The 22,789-nt window shown below is 25.8% G+C and carries 18 protein-coding genes and 1 pseudogene; 14 read left to right on the top strand and 5 right to left on the bottom strand.

Annotation, left to right across the window (positions count from 1 at the left end):
• The first annotated feature begins 126 nt into the window (after positions 1 to 126).
• Positions 127 to 1,065, top strand: a pseudogene (locus ACY1IQ_RS15700) (IS982 family transposase).
• Positions 1,066 to 1,144: 79 nt separating this feature from the next.
• Here the strand turns inward: ACY1IQ_RS15700 and ACY1IQ_RS15705 are convergent.
• Positions 1,145 to 2,899 (bottom strand): urease accessory protein UreH domain-containing protein, encoded by a 1,755-nt coding sequence (locus ACY1IQ_RS15705; protein ID WP_461614850.1) that lies wholly within the window; start codon positions 2,897 to 2,899, stop codon positions 1,145 to 1,147.
• A gap of 162 nt (positions 2,900 to 3,061) precedes the next feature.
• Here ACY1IQ_RS15705 and ACY1IQ_RS15710 point away from each other — a divergent pair, with 162 nt between their 5' ends.
• From ACY1IQ_RS15710 to ACY1IQ_RS15735, 6 genes are all read left to right on the top strand, one after another.
• Positions 3,062 to 3,763 (top strand): response regulator transcription factor, encoded by a 702-nt coding sequence (locus tag ACY1IQ_RS15710; RefSeq protein ID WP_461614851.1) that lies wholly within the window; start codon positions 3,062 to 3,064, stop codon positions 3,761 to 3,763.
• A complete protein-coding gene (locus ACY1IQ_RS15715) occupies positions 3,747 to 5,117 on the top strand; it encodes a sensor histidine kinase (RefSeq protein ID WP_461614852.1) in 1,371 nt (456 codons plus the stop codon). The genes ACY1IQ_RS15710 and ACY1IQ_RS15715 overlap by 17 nt, the downstream gene beginning before the upstream one ends.
• A 170-nt stretch (positions 5,118 to 5,287) precedes the next feature.
• The gene (locus ACY1IQ_RS15720; RefSeq protein ID WP_461614853.1) at positions 5,288 to 5,458 is read left to right on the top strand and encodes a YtxH domain-containing protein; all 171 of its coding nucleotides are present in this window, start codon (positions 5,288 to 5,290) and stop codon (positions 5,456 to 5,458) included.
• 543 nt (positions 5,459 to 6,001) lie between these two features.
• Positions 6,002 to 7,303 (top strand): helix-turn-helix domain-containing protein, encoded by a 1,302-nt coding sequence (locus ACY1IQ_RS15725; RefSeq protein ID WP_461614854.1) that lies wholly within the window; start codon positions 6,002 to 6,004, stop codon positions 7,301 to 7,303.
• Positions 7,304 to 7,325: 22 nt separating this feature from the next.
• Positions 7,326 to 8,600 (top strand): helix-turn-helix domain-containing protein, encoded by a 1,275-nt coding sequence (locus tag ACY1IQ_RS15730; RefSeq protein ID WP_461614855.1) that lies wholly within the window; start codon positions 7,326 to 7,328, stop codon positions 8,598 to 8,600.
• Positions 8,601 to 8,890: 290 nt separating this feature from the next.
• Positions 8,891 to 9,256 (top strand): VOC family protein, encoded by a 366-nt coding sequence (locus ACY1IQ_RS15735; RefSeq protein ID WP_461614856.1) that lies wholly within the window; start codon positions 8,891 to 8,893, stop codon positions 9,254 to 9,256.
• Positions 9,257 to 9,322: 66 nt separating this feature from the next.
• Here ACY1IQ_RS15735 and ACY1IQ_RS15740 read toward each other — a convergent pair whose 3' ends face one another.
• From ACY1IQ_RS15740 to ACY1IQ_RS15750, 3 genes are all read right to left on the bottom strand, one after another.
• Positions 9,323 to 10,060: a type 1 glutamine amidotransferase gene (locus ACY1IQ_RS15740; protein WP_461614870.1), complete on the bottom strand. Its 738-nt coding sequence runs from the start codon at positions 10,058 to 10,060 to the stop codon at positions 9,323 to 9,325.
• Between the two features lie 14 nt (positions 10,061 to 10,074).
• Positions 10,075 to 11,433, bottom strand: coding sequence for a MurT ligase domain-containing protein (locus tag ACY1IQ_RS15745; RefSeq protein ID WP_461614857.1), 1,359 nt, complete (start codon positions 11,431 to 11,433; stop codon positions 10,075 to 10,077).
• 329 nt (positions 11,434 to 11,762) lie between these two features.
• Complete coding sequence (locus ACY1IQ_RS15750) at positions 11,763 to 12,002, bottom strand: hypothetical protein (RefSeq protein WP_461614858.1); 240 nt, start codon at positions 12,000 to 12,002, stop codon at positions 11,763 to 11,765.
• A 171-nt stretch (positions 12,003 to 12,173) separates the two neighbouring features.
• Between ACY1IQ_RS15750 and ACY1IQ_RS15755 the strand changes: the two genes are divergently transcribed.
• Positions 12,174 to 13,868: a tetratricopeptide repeat protein gene (locus ACY1IQ_RS15755; protein ID WP_461614859.1), complete on the top strand. Its 1,695-nt coding sequence runs from the start codon at positions 12,174 to 12,176 to the stop codon at positions 13,866 to 13,868.
• 93 nt (positions 13,869 to 13,961) lie between these two features.
• Here the strand turns inward: ACY1IQ_RS15755 and ACY1IQ_RS15760 are convergent, their stop codons facing one another.
• Positions 13,962 to 14,405, bottom strand: coding sequence for a hypothetical protein (locus ACY1IQ_RS15760; RefSeq protein ID WP_461614860.1), 444 nt, complete (start codon positions 14,403 to 14,405; stop codon positions 13,962 to 13,964).
• A 472-nt stretch (positions 14,406 to 14,877) separates the two neighbouring features.
• Between ACY1IQ_RS15760 and pckA the strand changes: the two genes are divergently transcribed.
• The 6 genes from pckA to ACY1IQ_RS15790 all read left to right on the top strand — a co-directional run bounded on the left by pckA (position 14,878) and on the right by ACY1IQ_RS15790 (position 21,835).
• Positions 14,878 to 16,449 carry a phosphoenolpyruvate carboxykinase (ATP) gene (gene pckA / locus ACY1IQ_RS15765; RefSeq protein WP_461614861.1) on the top strand — a complete coding sequence of 524 codons (1,572 nt, stop codon included), beginning with the start codon at positions 14,878 to 14,880 and terminating at the stop codon, positions 16,447 to 16,449.
• A gap of 203 nt (positions 16,450 to 16,652) precedes the next feature.
• Positions 16,653 to 17,789 carry a transglutaminase domain-containing protein gene (locus ACY1IQ_RS15770; protein ID WP_461614862.1) on the top strand — a complete coding sequence of 379 codons (1,137 nt, stop codon included), beginning with the start codon at positions 16,653 to 16,655 and terminating at the stop codon, positions 17,787 to 17,789.
• Positions 17,790 to 18,081: 292 nt separating this feature from the next.
• The gene (locus ACY1IQ_RS15775; protein WP_461614863.1) at positions 18,082 to 18,903 is read left to right on the top strand and encodes an undecaprenyl-diphosphate phosphatase; all 822 of its coding nucleotides are present in this window, start codon (positions 18,082 to 18,084) and stop codon (positions 18,901 to 18,903) included.
• 374 nt (positions 18,904 to 19,277) lie between these two features.
• A complete protein-coding gene (locus ACY1IQ_RS15780; protein ID WP_461614864.1) occupies positions 19,278 to 20,057 on the top strand; it encodes a serine hydrolase in 780 nt (259 codons plus the stop codon).
• Between the two features lie 549 nt (positions 20,058 to 20,606).
• The gene (locus ACY1IQ_RS15785) at positions 20,607 to 20,783 is read left to right on the top strand and encodes a hypothetical protein (RefSeq protein WP_461614865.1); all 177 of its coding nucleotides are present in this window, start codon (positions 20,607 to 20,609) and stop codon (positions 20,781 to 20,783) included.
• A 116-nt stretch (positions 20,784 to 20,899) separates the two neighbouring features.
• Positions 20,900 to 21,835 carry a hypothetical protein gene (locus tag ACY1IQ_RS15790; RefSeq protein WP_461614866.1) on the top strand — a complete coding sequence of 312 codons (936 nt, stop codon included), beginning with the start codon at positions 20,900 to 20,902 and terminating at the stop codon, positions 21,833 to 21,835.
• Positions 21,836 to 22,789 lie beyond the last annotated feature (954 nt).

Genomic DNA, 22,789 nt, shown 5'->3' on the forward strand with positions numbered 1-22,789 from the left:
AAATTTTATTTAAATTAACTCGTTGTGCTAGTTAATCATTAGCAATATTTACAAATAGAAAAACTCTAGCATTTTTGCTAATCTATCATCAAAAGAACCAACAATCAATGATAGGAGGAAAGCAATATGCTAGAGCTTAATAAAAATTCTACCATAACAATAAACAACTTAAAAGATTTTATTACTGTCATTTATGTTATAATTGATGATATTTACCAAAAGTAACTCCAGCATACATAAAGTATCGCCGCAACATTGATAAAGCAATAATGTCAGATAGTGAAATTATAACTCTATCCTTAGTGGGTGAACTTTTAACTATTGATTCTGAAAAAGCATGGTTTGGATTTTCTCGAAAAATCTAAGAGATTTATTTCTAAATTTTGTACTAGAACAAGATTTCATAGAACTAGAAAATCTCTTTTTAAAGTAGTTGAAGTTATTCGTAAGGAACTAACAAGTTTCCTTAACTATCAACATGATCAGGTTAGAATCATAGATAGTATGCCTATACCAGTATGCGCTTTTGGTAGGGCACACTTTCACAGATCTTTTAAGCCGGAGGCTGCCTACGGTAAATGTGCTTCCAAGAAACAAACTTACTATGGGTTTAAATTACATGCTATCATAGCTCTAGATGGATATATATCAGATTTCATCTTAACTCCAGCTGATACAGACGATAGAGTCGCAATATGGGACTTAACAGCTACCGCTCCATTTACAACAGTTATTGGAGATAAAGGTTATATTGGAGAAAGCCTAGCTTTACATTTGAAATCTGAAAATCACATAAACCTAGTAACTATAAAGCGTACTAACTCTAAAGTTAAAGTTTCAAAACAGTTCAGGAGAATGATTTTTAAAGCTCGTCGAAGAGTTGAAACTTTCTTTTCTCAGCTTTCTGGACAATTAAATATCCAAAGAGTTTTAGCAAAATCTATGTGGGGACTAGTTTCTAGAATAACAAATAAAATTTTAGCCTATAATCTTTGTTTTTTCATAAATAAAATCTTAAATATTAATCCTAATATTGCAAAAATCAAGGATTTAATATTTGGATAAAACTTTTTAAAAGAACATTTTAAATTCTTAGGATTACTATGCCAATGTACTATGGAATAATAATCCTATTAATGAAAAATTATCTTTTAGCACAACAGGTTAAATTAGTATTTTCTAAGTTATCCACTACAATTATAATTCCAAATGTTTCAGAGTTGCTTTTTATTAATATTTCTCCTAAATCTTCTGAAACTAAGGTAGCTTTATTATTTTTAGTATAGTTCATAGTTAAAAGAGTAGTTGAATTTGCAGATTTAATAAAATCAATAGATGAATTATTACTTTTTAAATTGTCCATATTAAAGGTTAATTCTAAAGGAATATCTTTTTCTATTACCATTATATAAGGGTTTAAAACATCATCTAAAGCTGATATATTTATACTTTGAATATTATTTCTTTTCTCAGCTTTTCTTATTAAATTGGAGTTTATATTTTCATTTCCATTGAAGTTACCTATATTTGAGATAGAACAACAAGATGGTGTGAAACTCTTATCATTTGGTTCTTTTTCAGAGGCACTTATATTATTCAAATTATCAACAACTTTAATAGTGCCAGAAAGCATTCCCATCCAGCAACTATATTTAATAGTTTCGTCAGTATTGTCGAGATTTATTATATTCTCTCCTTCTGTTAATTTTATTCTTTGACCTAAAGAAGGTATAATTATCTCATTGTTACAGGAGGTCAAAGTTTCACCCTCTATAATCCATTTTATTGGTTTATTTTTCTCAACATATATTGTTCTAGGAGAATATCCAAAAATATCTGCAGTAGTTTTAATTACTTGAACTCCATTTTCTATTTTAGGAAGCTGGTTATCTTCTATAGTTACATCTGTATTCTCCTTAGCAGAAAAAAGCTCTGATATATTTAGTCCGACAACTGTAAATCCTCTATTTGCCATTATTAATCCAAGAACTATTATGAGCATTCCGCTGAATTTCATCAAATTTATAGCATTTTTACCTTTAATAAATAAAGTAGATAAAGCACCAAATATAAGCATAAGTGGTACAGTTCCTAGTGCAAAGAAAAACATAGATTTAGCACCCAAAATAGCGCTACCAGTACTAAGTGCATAAAGTTGCATTGTCTGAAGAGGACCACAGGGCATAAATCCATTTAATAATCCTATTAAAATAGGAGATTTATTTTCTTTAACCTTAGTACAATTTGAAAAAGGAAGCTTTATATTAATACTTCTTAAAATGTTAAATCCCATCATGTTTAAGCCCATTAAAATCATATATAAACTAGCAATGATTTGAATTATTGCAATAATTTTAGGGGACACCGAGAACATAGAACCAACAGCACCAACAATACCACCAAGTATAGTATAAGATATTATTCGACCTATGTTATATAATAAAGCAGGCTTTATAGCTTCACTTTTATTTTTGTTGGGAGATGATAAGGTTTGAGACATCATAATACCGCCACACATTCCAACACAATGTAAGGAGGTAATAGCACCTATTATAAAGAGCATGAAATAGGATGCATTAATCAAAGCTTTGTCCATATTGAAACCTGTAGTAAACTTTCCTAATAAGATAATTGCTAGAACGATTATTCCTACACCGATATATTTTGAAAAATCTTTATAAGATTTTGCTAAAACGACATAACCTAAAGATTCAATGGTATTAATAATAATTTCTTTATTGCAAAGTTCTAAGTTGTATTCTACAATTAAAGATTCATTTTTATAGCTACACTTTACATTAATTATACCAGGTAAATTTTTTATGCTTTTTTCTATTCTTTTTTCACAAGAAGTACAGGTCATGCCCTTGACCTTTATACATTCTTTATTTAAACTCATATTTAAACCTCCTTATTATTCCAGTGTTATTAAAGTATATAAAAAACCTATGTAGAAATTGTGTAGATTTAAAATTCCTACATAACTTTTACAGAACTTTTTATTATAATATTTTATATAGAGTAAATATTATAATAAATTAAACTTTTTGAGAGGTATAATATGAAAAATATTTTAATAATAGAAGATGAAAAATCAGTTTCAGAAGTAATAGAAGCATATTTAAAAGCTTCGGGATATAATGTTAAAGTTACGGCAAAAGGTGAAGAAGGCTTAAAGTTATTTAATAAAAATCAGTTTCAATTAATTATTTTAGATTTGATGTTACCAGATATAAGTGGAGAGGATATATGTAAAATTATTAGAAAAAATTCTGATGTACATATATTTATGCTCACTGCAAAAAGTGGACTTAATGATAAAATTCAAGGATTAAATTTAGGTGCAGATGAATATTTGGTTAAACCATTTAGTCCTAGAGAATTAGTTGCTAGAGTAAATGCATTATTTAGAAGATTAAATAAAGAAACATATACTGAGATGGTTTTTGATAATGGGAACTTAATAATTGATTATGAAAAACGCTTAGTTAAAGTAAAAGGCAAGGAGGTTTATTTAACACCTTATGAATTTGAAATATTGTATACCTTAGCTAAAAATGAAGGAAAGGTGTTAACTAGGGAAAGGTTAGTGGAAGAAGTTTTTGGCTTCGATTTTGATGGATTTGATAGAAATGTAGATACTCATATTAAAAACCTAAGAAAAAAAATAGAAGAAAATACGAAAAAACCAAAATATATAATAACAGTAGTTAAAGTAGGATATAAGTTTGGTAAGGAGCAGAAAAATGATAACAATAAATAATAAAATAAAAAATATATTTATTGGTGTTTCTATAATTATTATGATTTTAGTACTTTTATTTGTAAATTTAACTGTTAACAATAATTTTAAAGAATATCTAAAAAATAATCAAAGTAAAAGAAATGAAAGAATCGTAGACTATTTGCAGAAGGTTTATAAGGAGGAAAAGACTTGGAAACCTAATTCAGGTATAGAAATGATGCATGAAGCTTACATGAGCAATTTTTGTCTAACACTTTATGATAAAAACAAAAATATTATTTGGGGAATGAATCCTAAAGATTTAAAAAATGAAGATTATAGAGAAGCTATGTTGTCTCACGTTCAAAGTGGAAATTATATATCTGAAACATATGAATTAAAAGACAATGATGAAATAATAGGATATATAGATGTAGGGCATTATTCTGCTATTTTAATGTCTCAAGAGGATATTAAATTTCAAGTAGACATAAATAAAAGTATTATTGCTAGTGCAGTAATTGCAATAATATTATCAATAATTTTAAGTAAATTTATATCTAAAGATTTTACTGAGCCTATAAAAAAAGTAGCAGACATTTCCGTAAAATTATCTAATGGGAATTTAGATGCACAATGTCTTATAGATACGGACATAAAGGAGTTAGGAGAATTAAAAAATAGTATAAATAGATTGGGAGAAAAACTAAAATATCAAGATGTACTTAGAAAACGATTAGTTTCAGATATTTCTCATGAACTTAGAACTCCTCTAAATGTTCTTCAAAATAATTTAGAAGCAATGATTGATGGTGTTTTTCCAATAACTAATGAAAGATTAGAAAATTTAAATGATGAAGTTATAAGATTTGCAAGTCTACTTAACAATTTAAAAGTATTAAAAAATTTTGAAGAAGATAGTAAAAAACTTAATTTTAAAGTACTATCTTTAAAAAATTTAATATATACCATATATGAAGAATTCGAATTATATAGTAAGGAGAAAGATGTAACTTTAAGTTTTAAAAGTTTTATAAAGGAAGATGACTATATATTAGGTGATGAGAATAGCTTAAGACAAGTGTTTATAAATATTTTATCTAATGCAATAAAATTTTCAAAGGAAAAAGGGAAGGTAAAGATAATTCTAAGAAAAAATAAAGAAGATATTATAGTAGAAATAACTGATGATGGTATAGGGATACAAGAAGAAGATCTACCTTTTATTTTTGAGAGATTTTATAGAGGTGATAAAAGTAGAGAAGAGACAGAAGGAAGTGGAATAGGGCTTACTATCACGAAAAGTATATTAAATTTACATTCTGCGGATATAGAGGTTAAGAGTAAAGAAAATATAGGTACTACAGTGATGATTAATTTTAAAAGTATATAGAAACTATTTAAATATTTCAAATTTAATTTTATGAATATAATCCTTTTATAATATGTATAGTATAAGTTAAAAATTTTGTTTAATTAAAATTAAGTTGTCTATAATAGAATTAATTTATAAAAATTGCACACCATATTATTATATAATTAAAGAAAGGATGTGCATTTATAATGAAAACTATGGGTAAAATACTTCTTGTTGGTGCTGTTGCTGGTGTTACTATGCAAATGATGATGCCAATGATGGATAAAAAAACTAGAAGAAGAATTAAAAAATCCGGTAGAAGGCTGCAACATATGGCTGGAGATGTATATGAAAATATGATGTCTATGATGCGTTAAAAATATAAATATAAGACATCTAAAGCAAGTAATAAAGTATCTAGTCAAAGATGTTGAGAATATTTTATGTCAAATAGGAAATTAATATCACTAATATTAGTGATATTAATCAATCTAATATGATGCAAAATAACTTAACATATTGACTAGTTATTTTTTAAGATATTTAGTATATTTTATAGTAAAAAGTTGGATTTTTATCCAACTTTTTTATTATAAAATATAGTAAATTATAAAATTGACAATTTTATCTTTAATAATATCATCTAGACTAAATACAATTGAAAAGTACCTATACATTAATTTAAATTGTTATTTTTGTATATAATAGAATTAAAATAAAATTAATGCAAATTATTAAATAAAAATCCAAAATTTACGAAAATTTATATATAATTGTTATTCTACTTTAAAAATACTATAATTTTTGTGATTTTATTAAAATTTATGTTATAATAAAATAAGAAAATTTATAAAATTTCATTTTTTATCTAGTATAACTATAGTAGCTAATAATAAATTACTTGTAAAGGATGCGTGATTATGAAAATACTATCTTTAGGCGAAAAGATAAAACTAAGAAGAAAAGAGTTAAATTTAACTTTAAAAAATCTAGCTGGTGATAGAATAACCGCAGGACAAATTAGTTTAGTTGAGTCTGGAAAATCTAACCCAAGTATGGATTTATTAGAATATTTAGCCTTTGCATTAAATATTACAGTAGAATACTTAATGGAAACTGAGGAGACTCAAGCAGAAAAAATTTGTCTTTATCATGAGAACATTGCAGAAGCTAAGATATTAAATGACGAATTAGAAGAGGCAGAAAAAAACATAGAAAACTCTTTACATTATGCACAAAAATATAACTTAGATATGAGGAAAGCAAAGGATCTTTATTTAAAAGGCTTAATCTATAGCAAGAAAAAAGAATATGGAAATGCTCAGCAAAATTTTTTGTCAGCAAATAGTATATTTATCAAAAATAATTCCAATGAAGAAGTTATCAATACTTTTTTATTGTTAGGGAAAATTACCTTAAAGCTTAAAGCATATCATTCTGCTTATAGCTATTTTCAACAAGCAGAAAAAGTTTTTGAAGATAGTAATTTAGGTGATGATTTCTTAATTGGACAAATTTATTATTACATAGGATGCACTTATTTTAAATTAGGAATTATAGATAAATCTATAGAATATTCTTTTATGGCTCAAGAAAAATTTAGAAATATTGATAATAAGAAAATTTATGCAGAAAGTTTATTAGCATTGGCTAAAGAGTATTGCGAAAAAGGTGATATAAGCAATGCTATAAATTATTCAGAAAAAACATTAAAAATATATAAAGAGATGAATAATAGTTTTTATGTATCTGAAATCGAAAATGATTTAGGGAAGTTATTTTCGGATTTTGAAAATGTTGAACAATCTTTTATACATCTTTATAAAGCGAAAGAAATTAGAGAAAAAACAAATGATTCTAAAATCATTGAAACCTTATGTAATATATGTGAGAACTATATTAAGTTAAAAGACGAAATAAAAGCTAAAGAAACGTTAAATGAAATATTACAGCACATAGAAAAAGGGGAAGAAAAATCACTTTGTGATTACTATCTACTTAAATATCGAGTTGAGTTATTAGAGGGAAAACTAGAAGAGGCAGAGAATACATTAATACAAACACTTAATTATGTTAAAAAAGTAAACTTCCTTAAGGAAAGCGCGGAAATATCTATAATGTTAGGTAAATTCTACATTGATAATGGTAGAGATAATGAAGCAGCTAAATATTTAAATGAAGGAATAAAGGTATTAAGGGAATTAAAGATTTTAGACAAGTAGTAATGTTAAGTGGGGGATAAAAGTGGAGATATTGTCAACAGGCGAAAAAATAAAAAGAGCCAGAATATATAAAGGTCTAACTTTGAGGGATATTTGTGAGGAAAAAATTTCTGTATCTAAAATGAGTTGTATTGAAAATAATAAAGTAACTGCGGAACCATGGATTTTAGAGTATATAAGCGAAAAATTGGATTTAGATTTAAAGTATTTAATGCATGATGTAAGAGATCAAATTTTAGAGAATATAAAAGTATTTAAAACTTATAAAGAAAATAACTCATATAGTAATAATTATATAGAAGATGTATTATATAATCTTGAATATGCTGAAACATATTGTTATTATGATTTAGCATGTGAAATATTACATTTGTTATTTTCATATCACCTATCAAAAAATAATTTTGAGGATTTGAGAATTATAATACCAAGATATTATGATTTATGTCAGAAATCAAATGATGAATTGTTTCAGTTAAAATATTATATGGATATTGCTGTATATCTTTCATCTAATGGAGAATATTCTCAGGCCATAAGCTATTATAGTAGTGTAAGAAAAAGATTAAAAGAGTTAAAAGTAGAAGATAAATCACAGCTGATAAGAGCTACTTATAATGAATGTGCGGCACTTATAACTATGGAAGATTTTGATGCTGCAAAAGAAAGATGTGATGAATTAGTAGAAATAGTTGATTATAGTGAAACAGACATATTAAAAGGGGATATTTATCACATATTTTCTATTCTTGCTCTTCACACTAATGATTATGAAAAATTTAAAGATTATGAAGAAAAAACTCTCTATTATTATAAAAATGATGTTAGAAGAAAAGCTATGTGCTTTCACAATTTTGCTCTAACTATGTTTAAAAATAATAAAAGAAGCACTGCAGAAGAGTATATGAATCAAGCTATAGAGCAGTATCCAAAGGAAAATACAGAGCAATTATGCTCTTTCCTAATTATTGTAGTGCAAACTTTAATAGAAAATGAAATTTTAGATTTAGCACAAAAGGTAACAGATGAAGTTTTAAATTATGCTATTAACTTAGATAGTACAAAGTTTATTGAAAGCGCTTATTATTATAAAGCTATCATACTTCAAATGCAAAATAATTATTCTTCATCAGAAACATATATGAATCTATCTTTAGATGCTCTAGTTAGATATGGCTCAAAGTCTAAAATATATAAAAGATATTTAGAGATGGGAGAAATGTATCATAAACTAGGAGAAATAGCAGAGTCAATTAAGTTTTTTAACTTAGCAATGCAATTAGAAAAGAAAATGTAGCCAAAAGGCTACATTTTTATATATAAAGAGTTACTTTGAATTTAGAATATGTTACATATTTTAATTGATAACTTGAAATAATGCACAATTTAAAATTCATAATTGAGGAGGAAATTAGTTTTGATCAAATTAATTTCTTTAACTAATTTTTTTACTAGTAATACAATTGCTAGTTTTTTTCATCTATTTTAGAACTGATATATCTAGAAAAGCCTCAGAGTGGTACAATATATATTAAGAAAAAATCATATTGAGTAATATATAATATTAAATAGAAAGGGGATATTATTATGATAATTATGAATCATGTAGGGGTAGTAGTTAAAGATATGGATATTTCTAAAAAGTTTTATTCAGAGGTTTTAGATGGTGTAATAGATCATGAATATGAAGATGAAAATGTTCATCTTTGTTTTGTAAAAAGTGGGAATGGAGTAATAGAACTTGTAAAAAGAAAAAAAGAAGAAAGTAGTTTTAATTTAGGCGTAGTCGAACATATTGCATTTACTGTTGAAAATTTAGAAGTTGCAATTGAAGGTTTAAAAAAGAAAGATATAGAGATGATAAGTGAATTCCCACGAGTTTGTGATAATAAATTAATAGCATTTTTTAAAGGTCTAAATGGAGAAAAATTAGAATTTGTACAATATTTATAGTATTTATAATTAAAATAGCTAAGATAGTTGTGAGTTAAAGCTATAATTTTTAAAAAGTCATGATATTTAATCATGACTTTTTATTTCTCTATTTATAATAAATTCTTTTGCTTTTAATTCTAAACTATCATCTAAGTTACTTAAAGCAATCTCACAATCAGGATATTTATAATTTAAAGCTATAGACAATAGTCTATCTGCAAGCTCTGGGTTCTTAGATAATAAACTACCATGAAAATATGTACAAAACGTATTTTTATAAATACAACCTTCTTTTTTATCTTCTCCATTATTTCCATAACCAGATTTTATAATACCTAGAGGATCTAAATCTCCAATGTATGTTTTTCCTGAATGGTTTTCAAAGCCAACATAAGTTTCATTAAATTTTTCATTATATATTACAGTATTTCCTATGAATCTAGTATCACCTGACTCTGTATATATGTCAAGTATGCCTAAGCCTTCTAATTTAATACCATCAGGAGTGGTATAGTATTTTCCAAGAAGCTGATATCCTCCACAAATACTTAAGAAAGCTTTACCATTTTCTATATATTTTTTTATATCATCTTTTTTTATTTCTATAAGATCCTTAGATACTATAGATTGCTCGTAATCTTGGCCTCCGCCAAAAAAAACTATATCATAATTATCACCATCAAATTTATCATTTATAGTAATATTAATAATATTTACTTTTATGCCTCTTTTTTCAGCTCTATGTTTTAAAATAAGTACATTACCCATATCTCCATAAACATTTAATAAATCAGGGTATAAATGACATATATTCAATTCCATAAAATCACCTTGCCTTACCATATTTTTTCAATGTAACCTTTACTATGAAGCAGTTTTCTAATATTTAACATAGCGGTGTAAGTTGCTAAAATATAGGTTGTATTATCTTCCAATGATATTAAGCCATTCATTAGGCTTTCATCATTTTCACATAATAAAAATTTGTCTTTTGAAAGTCCTGCAACTTTAAGCCTAATAGCCATGTCATAAAGTCGTGTACCTGAAACAATTATCTTGTCAATTTCAAGTTCATTAAGCTTTTCAAAATTAACATCCCAAATCCACGATACATCTCGTCCGTCAGCGTATCTATCATTTAAAAGTACAGCAAGATTTATTTTTTTCTTATCAAGCATTATGGTATTAACTGCTTGATCGTAGCCAGCAGGATTTTTAACAAGTATGATTTTTACTTCTTTATTATTAATTTTTATAGTTTCTTGTCTTCCAAAGCTGCTTTGCTGGTTTTGTAAAGTAGAAGCTATAACTTCATCACTGATACCTAGTTCCTTAGAAGTAGCATAAGCACAAAGGCCATTGTAAATATTATACTCACCAGCTTGATTTATATTAAACTCTTTATTATTAAATATAACAGAAGAACCATCCGGTGTTAGTTCTAATATTTTATTAACTCTATATTTAAGCTCCGGTCTTTTATAGCCACAGTTATTACAATAATAACTTCCTAAATGGTTATAGGTTACAAAATCATAATTGTACTGTGATTTACAGCATTTACAGAATTTATTATCTGAATTTACGTTTGTGGTAGCATTTTCTCGAATAGGTACATTAAATCCATAATAAGCTTTTGGGTTATTAACATCTAACTTTCCAAAAAGAGATTCATCACCATTTAGAACTAGAGTGGTATTAGGAGTTTTTTCAATTCCACTAAGTATCTTTGTAAAAGTAGTATGAATTTCTCCATATCTATCTAATTGATCTCTGAATAAATTTGTAACTGTAATTATTCGAGGTTTTATATCTTCAGTAATTATAGGTAAGTACGCCTCATCCACTTCAATTACTGCATATGTATTTTTATTACATTTCCTAAATTTATAATTAGAAATGAAACAGGAAGTAATTCCAGTTACCATATTTGCTCCAGTGTTATTGGTAATAACATCAAAATTATTAGCTTTTAAAATATTATAAATCATACTAGTAGTAGTAGTTTTACCATTGGTGCCAGTAATCAAAATAACATTATAATCCTTAGATACAGTTTTTAAGATACGTTTATCAAATTTTAATGCTACTTTGCCAGGAAAGTTTGAACCGCCTTTAAAAAGTAGTTTGGAAATTTTAATTATAAATTTAGAGGTAATTATACCGAAAAAAGAATTAATTTTAATTTTAAACACTCCCTTAGCCAAAATTTAAAAGTCTGTTATACATTTTCAAGAAATAGTTAGTACATCATTATATTTTGTATTATATTATAGGATAAGTTTTTACTACTAGCACTAACTTTCTATTCTTGACTAATTATTTCTATTTTAAATATTTTATGCTATTTTAATATACACGAATTCATCAGAAGTTTTAAGTCTTTAACTATTTAGAAAAACATCTAATTCATTTAAATTACCAATAGTGGTATTAGGGTTGATAAAGAAACAATGCACATCTTTCATAAAATATTATTGGTAGCAATACTTAGTAAATTTTCTTTATATTTAATTTTTATTCTTTAATTATTTACATTTTTATTAGCATCATTCTTTTTTTCACTAGGATTGCTTATTAAAGATGTAGTAACTTCTTTATTCATAATTCTTGTAGTTACATTTTTAGCCATTGTAAAAACACAAAAAAACAAATAACTTATCATTAAAATAAAAATTATTAGAATGATGGCATTTTTAATACGGGTTTTCTTTAGAGCCTTTTGCCTCCGTTCTTTTAGAAGTTGTTCCTTAGATTTTGTCATAACTCCAACCTCCACAAAATATTTAATTTAGATTTTAATTTAAAATAAATTACTAAACTACATTATAACATGATAATACATTCCTTTCTATGTGTTATACTTCAAATTAAGTAGATTTTTTTATAAGGTTTTGATAAAATTAATATGATTCCACAGGGGAGGAGGAAATTTATGAACAACAAACTATATAGCAAGAGAAACATTATTATATTAGTTATTGGCGTTGTATTAGCTATTATTGCTATTATAGCTTTTAATAATATAAATAATTTGAAAGAGGATAAAATAGAAGCAAATAACTATTTTTACACATCGAAATATGACGAGGCAATAGATAAGTATAAATCAATAGGAAAAAGGGAAAATCAATCTCTATTATGGGATGCTAAAATAAGTGAGGTATATTTATTAAAAAAAGATATAGAAAATGCTAATAAGTACATGGAGGAAGCAATTAAAAAAGAAGATAAGACAGGTGATGCTCAAAGTATTATATTAAATAATAAATTTAATATAATTAAGGACAAATTGGCTGAAGAAAAAATAGAAAAAAAAGATTTTGAAATTATTGAAAAATATGGAGAAGAACTTCTAAAGAAATATAGTAGTAATAAACAAATTAATAAAACAATGTTTTTAATTTATATGTCAAATAATAATTATGATAAAGCAAAAAGCATCGTAGATAACTATCCAGTCTCAGAGGGATCTGCTTATGATTTGGCAGAAAAATCTAGAATGTACATGATTTTGAATAAAACTGAAGAGGGATTATCCACATTAAAAGCTGCTTATGATTTAGATAAAAATGAAATTAAAATATATGATGTCATTTATGAGAGTTATGAAGAAAATAAAACTTTATTAAATAATATTATAAAGTTAAGTGAAAAGAATAAAGAAGATTTATGTTATAAATTATGGCTTGCAAAAATTTATAGCATTGAAGAAAGTAAAAATAAAGGAAAAGAAATTATTAATGACATTATAAATGAAGTAAAAGATAGTAAAGATTTTTTAATTGTGAGGTTGTTAGAAATATCAATACTTGATAATAATAAAGAGTATGATAAAGCGGAAGAAAAACTAAATATATTATTAACGGATTATCCTAAGGATTATAGAGTAAACAATATAGCTGCATGGCATTACTTTAATAAAAAGAATTTTGATATGGCCTTAAAATATGGAGAAAAGTCATTAAAGGCAGATCCTTCTTATATAGATAATTATGTTAGTTTGATGCCAAATATATTAAAAGCTATAGGGGAACCAGATTCTTCTGAGCCATATTTTCATTATGCCGCTTATAAAGAACCATATAATAGTAGTATATATATAAGTAAGGCTACTTATGATTGGTATTCTAATAATGATAGTATTAGTGCTGTTAAGAATTTTAAAGTGGCACAAATACTAAAGCCAAATATAACTGATTTTAAATATCAAACTGCGCTAATATATTTATCAAATCATAATTACAATGAAGCTATAAACATTTTGAAAACTTGTGTAGAAGAAGATGATAAATCAATTAAATATCATAGAACTTTAGGAACTGCTTATCTAATTTCTAAAAACACTAAAGAAGCTTTAAATGAAATAAAAATTTCTTATTCTCTTGACCAAAAGGATATATTAACATTGAATAACGCTGGATGTTATTATATAACCGTTGATGGAGATTTAGAAAGAGCCTTTGAAAATTTAGATGCAGCTTATAAAGGATTAAAAGATAGTGATGATGATTATACTAGGACTACCATAAAAGAAAATTATAATAAAATAGTTGATTTAAAAAACAAATATGCTAATGGGAAAGATAATGAGGTTTTACAAATACCTGATTTTGTAATGTTTTATTAGGCAAAACACCTTTGTTTGAACAAAGGTGTTTTCTTATATTTATAATAAAATTACAAGAAAAATTTTAATTAATGAATTATAAAATAAACAATATTAAAAGAATTCCCATTCTCTAACTGCTAAACCTTGTTGTTGTTTTTTGTATATAAAATAAGTGTCAATAGCAGATATAATATTCATTGCTCCAGAGTATACTCCAAAAGTTATGACAGCAAAAATTGCAGATACAATTAAAATTAGAAACCCCTTTTTTACTTGACCAAGAAGGATTTGACCTAGTCCAGGGATTAACAAAGAAGCTATTATATAAATAAATGCACTCATTAAATTAATTTTAGGAGGAATTAACCCATTAAAATATATTTTTTGCTTCAAATTATTAACCTCTACACCACAGTTTACACAAGTACTTTGAAGAGAAATAATTTTTTTACCACAGTTATGACAGAATTTATTAGCTGTAAATTGTCTAATGCCACATTGTAAACAGATGGAATGATCATTATCCATGAAAGCACCACAATTTGTACAGAACATTATAATCACCTCAAAACATATAAATAAACTATTCACCTAATATAGATATTATCATTATTATTTATTTTATGATAGAAGAATAAATATAATTTTTATGGGGGAATAAGTAAATTTTTTACAAATTTTTTTCTCTTTGAATAGTTTATTTTTACCACATATATAAAATGCTAAAAAAGTAATGAAAATTGGTCATATTTATAAAGAATTTGTAAAATGTGCTATACTTTTTTAAAAAATATGATATACTAATTGTTGTTAGACGATAAATAAACACTATAATGAATACTATACTGCAATATGAATAAATAAATATTAGAATATTAATATTTTTCTTGCATTTTTCAATTAATTGTGTTTATATAAACTTATAAAGGCTTATAAGAGCTTTATTAATGTAATTTATAAGTTTAACATTAATTAATAATACTAATACTGATGTAATTTACTAAGAATGTTTTCGGGGGTAATAGGAATGAATTCTAACATTGTAGAAAATTTACAAATTAAAACATCAGAGAATGTTTACAGAAACTTAAGCGTTGCAAATTTAGTTGAATTTGCGGTGAAAAGAGAAGAAGGAACTTTAGCAGAAAGTGGAGCGTTAGTAGTTAATACTGGAAAGTATACAGGCAGATCTCCAAAGGATAGGTTTATTGTAAAACAAGATAGTACAAAAGATTATATTAACTGGGGAGAAACTAACCGTGCAATTGAAGAGGATGTATTTAATAAACTTTATGACAAAGTAACTAATTATTTATCAAATAAAGATTTATTTGTGGTAGATGGTTATGTAGGTGCTTTAGAAGAGTATAAAATGGAAATTCGTGTTGTAAATGAGTATGCTTCAGAAGCATTAATGGCAACACAACTATTTAGAAGACCTACAGAGGAACAATTAAAAAATCATAATCCTCAATTTAGTGTAATTGTTGCACCAGGATTTAAAGCTAAAGGTGAAGAAGACGGAGTTAATTCAGAAGCTTTTGTTATTATTAACTTTGATAAAAAAATAGTTTTAATTGGAGGAACTCAATATTCAGGAGAAATTAAAAAATCAATTTTCTCAGTTATGAATTTTTTATTACCATTAAAAGGAGTTTTCCCAATGCATTGTTCAGCCAACATTGGAGAAAATGGTGATACAGCGGTATTCTTTGGATTATCAGGAACAGGTAAAACAACTTTATCTGCTGATCCAGAAAGAAGATTAATTGGTGATGATGAACATGGTTGGTGTGATAAAGGTGTATTTAACTTCGAAGGTGGTTGCTATGCTAAGACAATAAAACTTGATAAAGAAAAAGAAGCACAGATATATAATGCATTAAAATTTGGTTCATTACTTGAAAATGTAGTATTGGATGAAAATAAAAGACCAAACTTTGATGATGACAGCTTAACAGAAAATACAAGAGGTGCTTATCCAGTAGAACATATAGATAATGCAGACTTAAGTGGATTTGGAAAACATCCAAATACAGTAATATTCTTAACAGCAGATGCTTTTGGTGTAATACCACCAATATCAAAATTATCTAAAGAAGCAGCTATGTATCATTTTATGTCTGGATATACAAGTAAATTAGCAGGCACTGAAAGAGGAATAACTTCCCCGAAGGCAACTTTCTCAGCTTGTTTTGGAGAACCATTTATGCTTATGAATCCATCAGTATATGCTAAATTGTTAGGAGAAAAAATAACAAAATATAATACAGAAGTTTACCTTGTAAATACAGGATGGTCTGGTGGATCTTATGGAGTAGGTAAGAGAATGAACTTAACCTATACTAGAGCAATGGTAAAAGCTGCATTAAATGGACAATTGAAAAATGCAGATTTTGAAGAACATGAAATATTTAAAGTATTAGTACCAAAAGAAGTACCAAATGTACCAAGTGAAATATTAAATCCGAAAAATACCTGGACTAATAAAGAAGAATATGATATTAAAGCAAAAGAACTTGCAAAAAAATTCAACGATAACTTCCAAAAGTTTAAGGAAGTAAATGATGATATTAAAAATGCAGGTCCAGTAGCATAATAATATTGATATAAGAGGAAAGTGTATATGCACTTTCCTTTTTACGTGTAACAACGTATATAAATTAATATTTATTAAAAAAATTACTTATAGAGTCGGAAAATTAACCAAAAAAATAAATTTTTAGACATATTTACTTCAATATATAGCAGAAGTAGATTATAATGGTATATGTTAAAAAACAATGATTAGGGGTAGGGGAAATGAAAAGACGTAATGGAATAAAAAAAATTATAATTGGATTATTAGTAATAGGAGGATTTTCAGCAGCTATAATTTTTAAGAATAATTTAGAATTAAATAAATATAATCATAAATATAAGGTTGAGATTGTAAAGTATGATAACTTTTATGAAGGAGATAATATTAAATTTTACTATTTAGATGGAAAAAATGATTATCAGCAAAAATTAAAAAATAAATATCGATATGATAAATTAGTTGCTAATGGAGCAAATGAAATAGATAAGACTTTTGAAATGATTAAGTGGATAAATAGTAAAGCAGAATTTAATATAAATACTATTGAGGTGGGGAAAAACACGGAAGAAATAATGAAGAAAATTGAAACTAATAAAGTATTGTCTGATGATAATTATGCAACACTTTTGGAAGAAGGATTATCTACAATTAATATAAATGTAAGAAAAGGTAAGCTATTCGCAAGTAATAATACAAAGGTTAAGCCTAGACAAAATTATAAAGTAATTGAAGTATGGAGTAAGGTTCATGGCAAATGGGTAATGATAGATGGTGGGAATGCTTGTTATATGACTGATAAAGATATACCATTAAGTGCTGTTGAAATAATTGAAAAAGGTATTGAAAATGTTAATATTGTAGGACTAGAGAACGAAAAAGCTATCAAAAAGTATAAAAAAAATATGAGTAAATATTTTAATAGCTATACTATAGAAATCGATAATAATAAATTTGATGAAATTAAAAGCAATTCTTATGTTACTTATGTGAAAAACAAAGAGGACGCTCAGTTAGAAAATAAAGAAGGATATATTGGGCCTACTATATTTGTGAATAAAAAAGATGTATTTCATATAAACCCAGAGATAGTATATCATGATGAAAAGAATGATAACCTTCCAACAATTATATTATCTAAAAGAGATACAAAAGAAGATACAGAAGAGTTTATAGGATTTACTGCAGGGGTATTTAAAAATAGTGTTATGCTAGAGAAATATTATGTAAGTATTGATGGAGAAAAGTTTGTAGAAGTAAATACCTATTATGATTTAGCTATAATAAATGGAGAGAACTCTATAAGAATATCTGAGGATGGAAAAACTCCAATTAGAGAGATAACAATTAAAAAGAATTAAGACATCTTCAGAAAAATAATAGACCAGTATGTTATCCTATTTTCTATCATACTACGTTGTCTGATGCAAAATATATTTCGCATCTTTAACTAGCTATTTTATTTCATATGCCTAAAATAGACTAACATCTTTGGGCTATTATTTTCTTTCAGATACCTTAGGCATCTGAAAGAAAATAATGGACTAGCATTTTTAACTCATTATTTTTTCAGATATCTAAACAGTTGAAATAAAAAAGTTATCATAGTACAATATACCCTCGAATAAAGTAAAATTGAAAGAGTGATGATTTATGAATTTAATATTACTATTAAAAGCAATTGTGATTGCTATTGTAGAGGGAATAACAGAATTTATTCCAGTATCCTCTACAGGACATATGATTATCGTTGGAGATCTAATAAATTTTAAAGGAAGTTTTGCCAATCTTTTTGAAGTTGTTATACAGTTAGGGGCGATACTTGCTATTTTAGTACTATATTGGGAAAAAATAATTTCCTCCATAAAAGGATTCTTTACAGGTAAGCCTTGGGGAGTAAAATTTTGGATTAATATATTTGTAGCATGTATACCAGTAGGCATACTTGGATTTGCATTTGAAGATTTAATTGATAAATATTTATTCAATTCATTGACTGTTGCTATAGGCTTATTAATAGGAGGAATATTAATGCTAATAGCAGAAAAAAAATTTAAAAAGTCTTTAAAAACTGTAGATATAGATGATATTACTACTAAGCAAGCTTTAAAAGTAGGAATATTTCAATGTTTAGCATTATGGCCTGGAATGTCACGATCTTCATCAACTATTATCGGTGGTTGGGTAAGTGGACTTTCTACAGTAGTGGCTACTGAATTCTCTTTTTTTCTAGCTATTCCAGCTATGGTAGGAGCTTCAGGGGTAAAATTAATTAAGTATGGGGGTAATCTTGTATTAGGAGAAATACTTACATTAACTGTAGGGTTTATAGTTGCATTTTTAGTATCTTTAGTAGTAGTAGATAGATTTATAAATTATCTAAAGAAAAAACCAATGAAAGTATTTGCTGTATATAGAATTATGATTGCATTATTTTTATTTGCATTAGTATTTATGAATATAATTTCAATATAGTAATAAAAGCACTTAGTTTTAAGTGCTTTTATTAATTTGGAGGAGATATTATAAGATATTTAAGAGATTATTTTAAATTTCATATTAAATGAAAGATGCAATTCAATATAAATATAATTTTGTAGTATTTTTTACAGAGTTGTTCGATCGGTTACTTTTCCAAAATTAAAGGGAGGAAATTTAGATATTGTCAATTGAAAAAATTATTTTTCTTTTAAAATAGATATGATTTTATTTATAAAATTTGCATTATATTTTAAATATACAATAAATTTAGAAAATAAACTCAATTAGTTGACATTAGAATATATAGAATATTATAATTAATGTAAGTTTATATGGTGTCTTAATGATGTGGTGCTTGGAGGGAATATATGAAAGAAATTAAACGTTATTTAGATAATAGAGACGGAATTTATAGTTTCTATTTTGAAGATTTAAAAAGCGGTTATACTTATGGATTAAATGAAAATGTACAAATGACAGCAGCAGGATGCATAAAAGTACCAATTGCAGTGGCTCTAATGCAAGAAATTGAAAATAATACTTTTAACATTGATGATAAAGTTTCAATAACTAAAGATGATATGGTTAGTGGAAGATACAGTATAATTCATGAGTTCTCAGAAAAAGAGTATACAATTAAAGAATTATTAATAGCAATGTTAATACAAAGTGATAATACAGCAGCCTGCAAGATAGTAAATTTAGTAGGAATGGATCGAATAAATGAGTTAATAAAAGATATGAAACTGTATTCTACAGAAGTTAGAAAGTATCCATCAGAAAATAAAATAGATGATGATAAAGAAAATGTTACTACTAGTCATGATCTTTCAAAATGTTTGAAGCTTTTATCAAATAACAGCTATTTAAATGAAGAACATAGTAATCTTATATTAGAAACATTAAAGAAAAATCAAGTAAATACAGGAATACCATTTTATTTACCACATGAATTACAATCAGCTACAGCAAATAAAATAGGAACCTTAAAATGCGTAGAGAATGACACTGCATTATTAAACTTACCAAAAGGAAATTTTGTTTTTACAGTTATGTCTAGCAATTTGCCTAGCAATGTTTATGGTTTAACTACTATATCAAGAATAGGTAAAATGATGTTTGATATGGTTGATAAGGATTGGAATTAATATAATAAAGATAGTATAAGAAGCTCTTCTTATACTATCTTTATTGCATATTGAAAACCACATGCTATGCAGGTGAGTTCTGAAGAGGTTTAGTGATAGAGCTTAAACTTGATAAGAATCTATATAAATATAAAGAATACTTTCTAATAAAAAATAAAGAAGAAGAGATACAAAGATGTTAGCATATAAGGAAATAGCTTCTTTTAAATCTAGGCTGACAATAATGAAAGACCTGAGGGGTAAGAATATCAAGTATTAAAATTACCCATTAATAGGGTGCAAAAGTAGCAATAGCAAAGTAGTTTTAGCCAAGTGAAAATGCAGAACCTTTCGATGCTAGTTAGAGAAAAGAAGCTTAGAGTCTTAAATAAAACCACTGATTTTACCAATGGTTATAAATAAAAATATATATTATAGAAGGACTTATAGCATATATTGCATGAAGTCCTTTTTGTATTAGTTAGTAAAGGATTTTAAAATTGTTGGCATAATTGATTTTAAAGTTATCAATAGTAAAGCATCAGAGGAGGATTTATTTATAAATATAATTTGATAAATAATATGGAAGTTATAAGTAATATTAGAGTAAATGAAGTTAATTTAACTGATATTGAGTTTTATATGAAGAATTATCAAAAGAATTTTCAATGTAGAGGAGAAGCTAATTTTGAAGCATATCTATATGATGACATAATTTTATTTATTGAAAATGTATTTATGAAATAAATGTAATAATGAAAAAGTGTCCAATAGGTGATTCTGAGGAGTTGTTTGTTGAGATATAAATTTTAATGGTGTATATTAATTAATTTTAAAACCATAAAATAAAGGGAGGATTAACAATGGGTAAAAATATAATTAAAAATACAGTAATATTAATTATGTTTTTAATATGTAGCAGCAGAATAGCATATGCAGTAGAATCAATTAATAATAATTTAGGAAATGAAGAATTAAAGAAAATTAGTAAAGAATATCTACAAGAATGGACGAGGTTTCTAGATATTATTGAAAATGATAATATAACTTATGAAGATAAGTCAAAGGCTATTATGGGTTTACTTAGAAGTTGTGATGGACAAGGTGGACCTAAGATTTACTCCTCAAAGGTTAATACTATATTAGCTCCTGAACTTCCAAGTGGTTATGATGAAGCAAAATTATTTCAGGCATTAAAAGATCAAAATAGTATTATTAAAAATACAAATCCTATTGAAGTGACTGAGTTTATAAAAAGCTGGAGTTCCGGGAATGGTGAAAAACCTAGAAGATTTAATGATGATATAAGCAATTACTTAGAGGCATTATTTAAAGCCATTAATATAAATTTTCCAGATACTAAATTAAACCTTATTGATTTATTTCATGGACATATGGTAATAGATGAAAGTTACAGTAATGGAGATATATTAATAATTTTTCATAGTAAAGAATATCCTAGTAACTTAGAAAAACAAAAAACAGATATTGCAATTAAAGCAGATCCTAAATTGCAGTTATTTGATACTAAAAATGGAGTATATAAAAAGAGAAACTATATATGGTCATTACGTAAAAATAAAATTTGGAGAATAGATACAAGTGAAGATAGTGGATTTTGTAATTTAGTGAAATCTCCCATATATGATTTTTGTCCAGAAGAAGTAATGGAAGCTAATGCTGCACAAGAGTCTTATTTAGGTAAAACAATATGCGATATAAATTATTTTATTGATTATAAGGGAGTTGAAGTTAAACCATTTGTAACACAAGGAGCAGGAACCCCTCAGTTTCCTTAAAATATATAGAGTAATGAGTTAGAAGACTGATAAGTTATTATTGGTGGTCTTTTTAGATGTTTAAAATTAGGTAGGTTTTAGCATAGTGTTGATAATAATATGAGAATTTTTAAGGAAAGTTAATTGAGATCTCATTTATATCCATTACACTTCATGTTTTAAATCTGTTTTTTATAATGTAAATACAAGTTCATTATATTTTTAAATTTTGCCGAATAAAAGTTATTTAAATAAAGAACATAGTAATCTTGTATTAGAAATATTAAAGAAAAATCAAGTAAATATAGGAATATCACTTTAGTTACTACATGAATTATAATCAGTTACAGCTAATAAAATAGAACTTTAAAATGTGTAGAGAATGACACTGCATTATTAAACTTATCGAGAGGAAAGTTTGTTTTTATGGTTGTGTTTAGCAATTTAAATAGTAATGTTTATGGTTAAATAACATATCAAGAGCAGTTGAAATGATGTTTGATATGTTTGATAAGAATTATAATTAATATAATAAAAAATAGTATAAGATAAAATTATCTTATACTATTTTTTATAGAAAATTACGACTTATCTTAAACAACTATATAAAATTAAATTGTATAGGGATAAATTAAAAATATTTTTATAAAAACACAATGAAAAAGTAAAATCTAATATTGAAATAGCAACAACTTAATCTGGTGTATCAGTGTAAGAAATATAAAGAAATATAAAGAAATAAAGAAAAAAATCAATTTATTTGTTGATAAATATAGTAATATTTTAGCAAAGATATATGTTTATTTGATAGAATAGTCCTTGTCGCTAGGGAGTACATGAAATGAACTTAGCGATAAATTAAGACTTTTTAAATACAGTAAATTTAATTAATAAATAAAACTGTTGACAAGAAGTCATAATATTGATAAAATAGTAAGAGTCGTCAGATAATGACGGTAAAAATTACTAAATGAT

Source organism: Clostridium sp. Marseille-QA1073 (genome assembly GCF_054863625.1).

What these genes read in the sequence shown, in the direction of transcription:
- ACY1IQ_RS15720 (WP_461614853.1), top strand. Translation starts at nt 5,288, where the DNA reads ATGAAAACTATGGGTAAAATACTTCTTGTTGGTGCTGTTGCTGGTGTT.
- ACY1IQ_RS15715 (WP_461614852.1), top strand. Translation starts at nt 3,747, where the DNA reads ATGATAACAATAAATAATAAAATAAAAAATATATTTATTGGTGTTTCT.
- ACY1IQ_RS15775 (WP_461614863.1), top strand. Translation starts at nt 18,082, where the DNA reads ATGAATTTAATATTACTATTAAAAGCAATTGTGATTGCTATTGTAGAG.
- ACY1IQ_RS15750 (WP_461614858.1), bottom strand. Translation starts at nt 12,002, where the DNA reads ATGACAAAATCTAAGGAACAACTTCTAAAAGAACGGAGGCAAAAGGCT.
- ACY1IQ_RS15760 (WP_461614860.1), bottom strand. Translation starts at nt 14,405, where the DNA reads ATGTTCTGTACAAATTGTGGTGCTTTCATGGATAATGATCATTCCATC.
- pckA (WP_461614861.1), top strand. Translation starts at nt 14,878, where the DNA reads ATGAATTCTAACATTGTAGAAAATTTACAAATTAAAACATCAGAGAAT.
- ACY1IQ_RS15770 (WP_461614862.1), top strand. Translation starts at nt 16,653, where the DNA reads ATGAAAAGACGTAATGGAATAAAAAAAATTATAATTGGATTATTAGTA.
- ACY1IQ_RS15790 (WP_461614866.1), top strand. Translation starts at nt 20,900, where the DNA reads ATGGGTAAAAATATAATTAAAAATACAGTAATATTAATTATGTTTTTA.
- ACY1IQ_RS15780 (WP_461614864.1), top strand. Translation starts at nt 19,278, where the DNA reads ATGAAAGAAATTAAACGTTATTTAGATAATAGAGACGGAATTTATAGT.
- ACY1IQ_RS15705 (WP_461614850.1), bottom strand. Translation starts at nt 2,899, where the DNA reads ATGAGTTTAAATAAAGAATGTATAAAGGTCAAGGGCATGACCTGTACT.
- ACY1IQ_RS15710 (WP_461614851.1), top strand. Translation starts at nt 3,062, where the DNA reads ATGAAAAATATTTTAATAATAGAAGATGAAAAATCAGTTTCAGAAGTA.
- ACY1IQ_RS15755 (WP_461614859.1), top strand. Translation starts at nt 12,174, where the DNA reads ATGAACAACAAACTATATAGCAAGAGAAACATTATTATATTAGTTATT.
- ACY1IQ_RS15740 (WP_461614870.1), bottom strand. Translation starts at nt 10,060, where the DNA reads ATGGAATTGAATATATGTCATTTATACCCTGATTTATTAAATGTTTAT.
- ACY1IQ_RS15735 (WP_461614856.1), top strand. Translation starts at nt 8,891, where the DNA reads ATGATAATTATGAATCATGTAGGGGTAGTAGTTAAAGATATGGATATT.
- ACY1IQ_RS15725 (WP_461614854.1), top strand. Translation starts at nt 6,002, where the DNA reads ATGAAAATACTATCTTTAGGCGAAAAGATAAAACTAAGAAGAAAAGAG.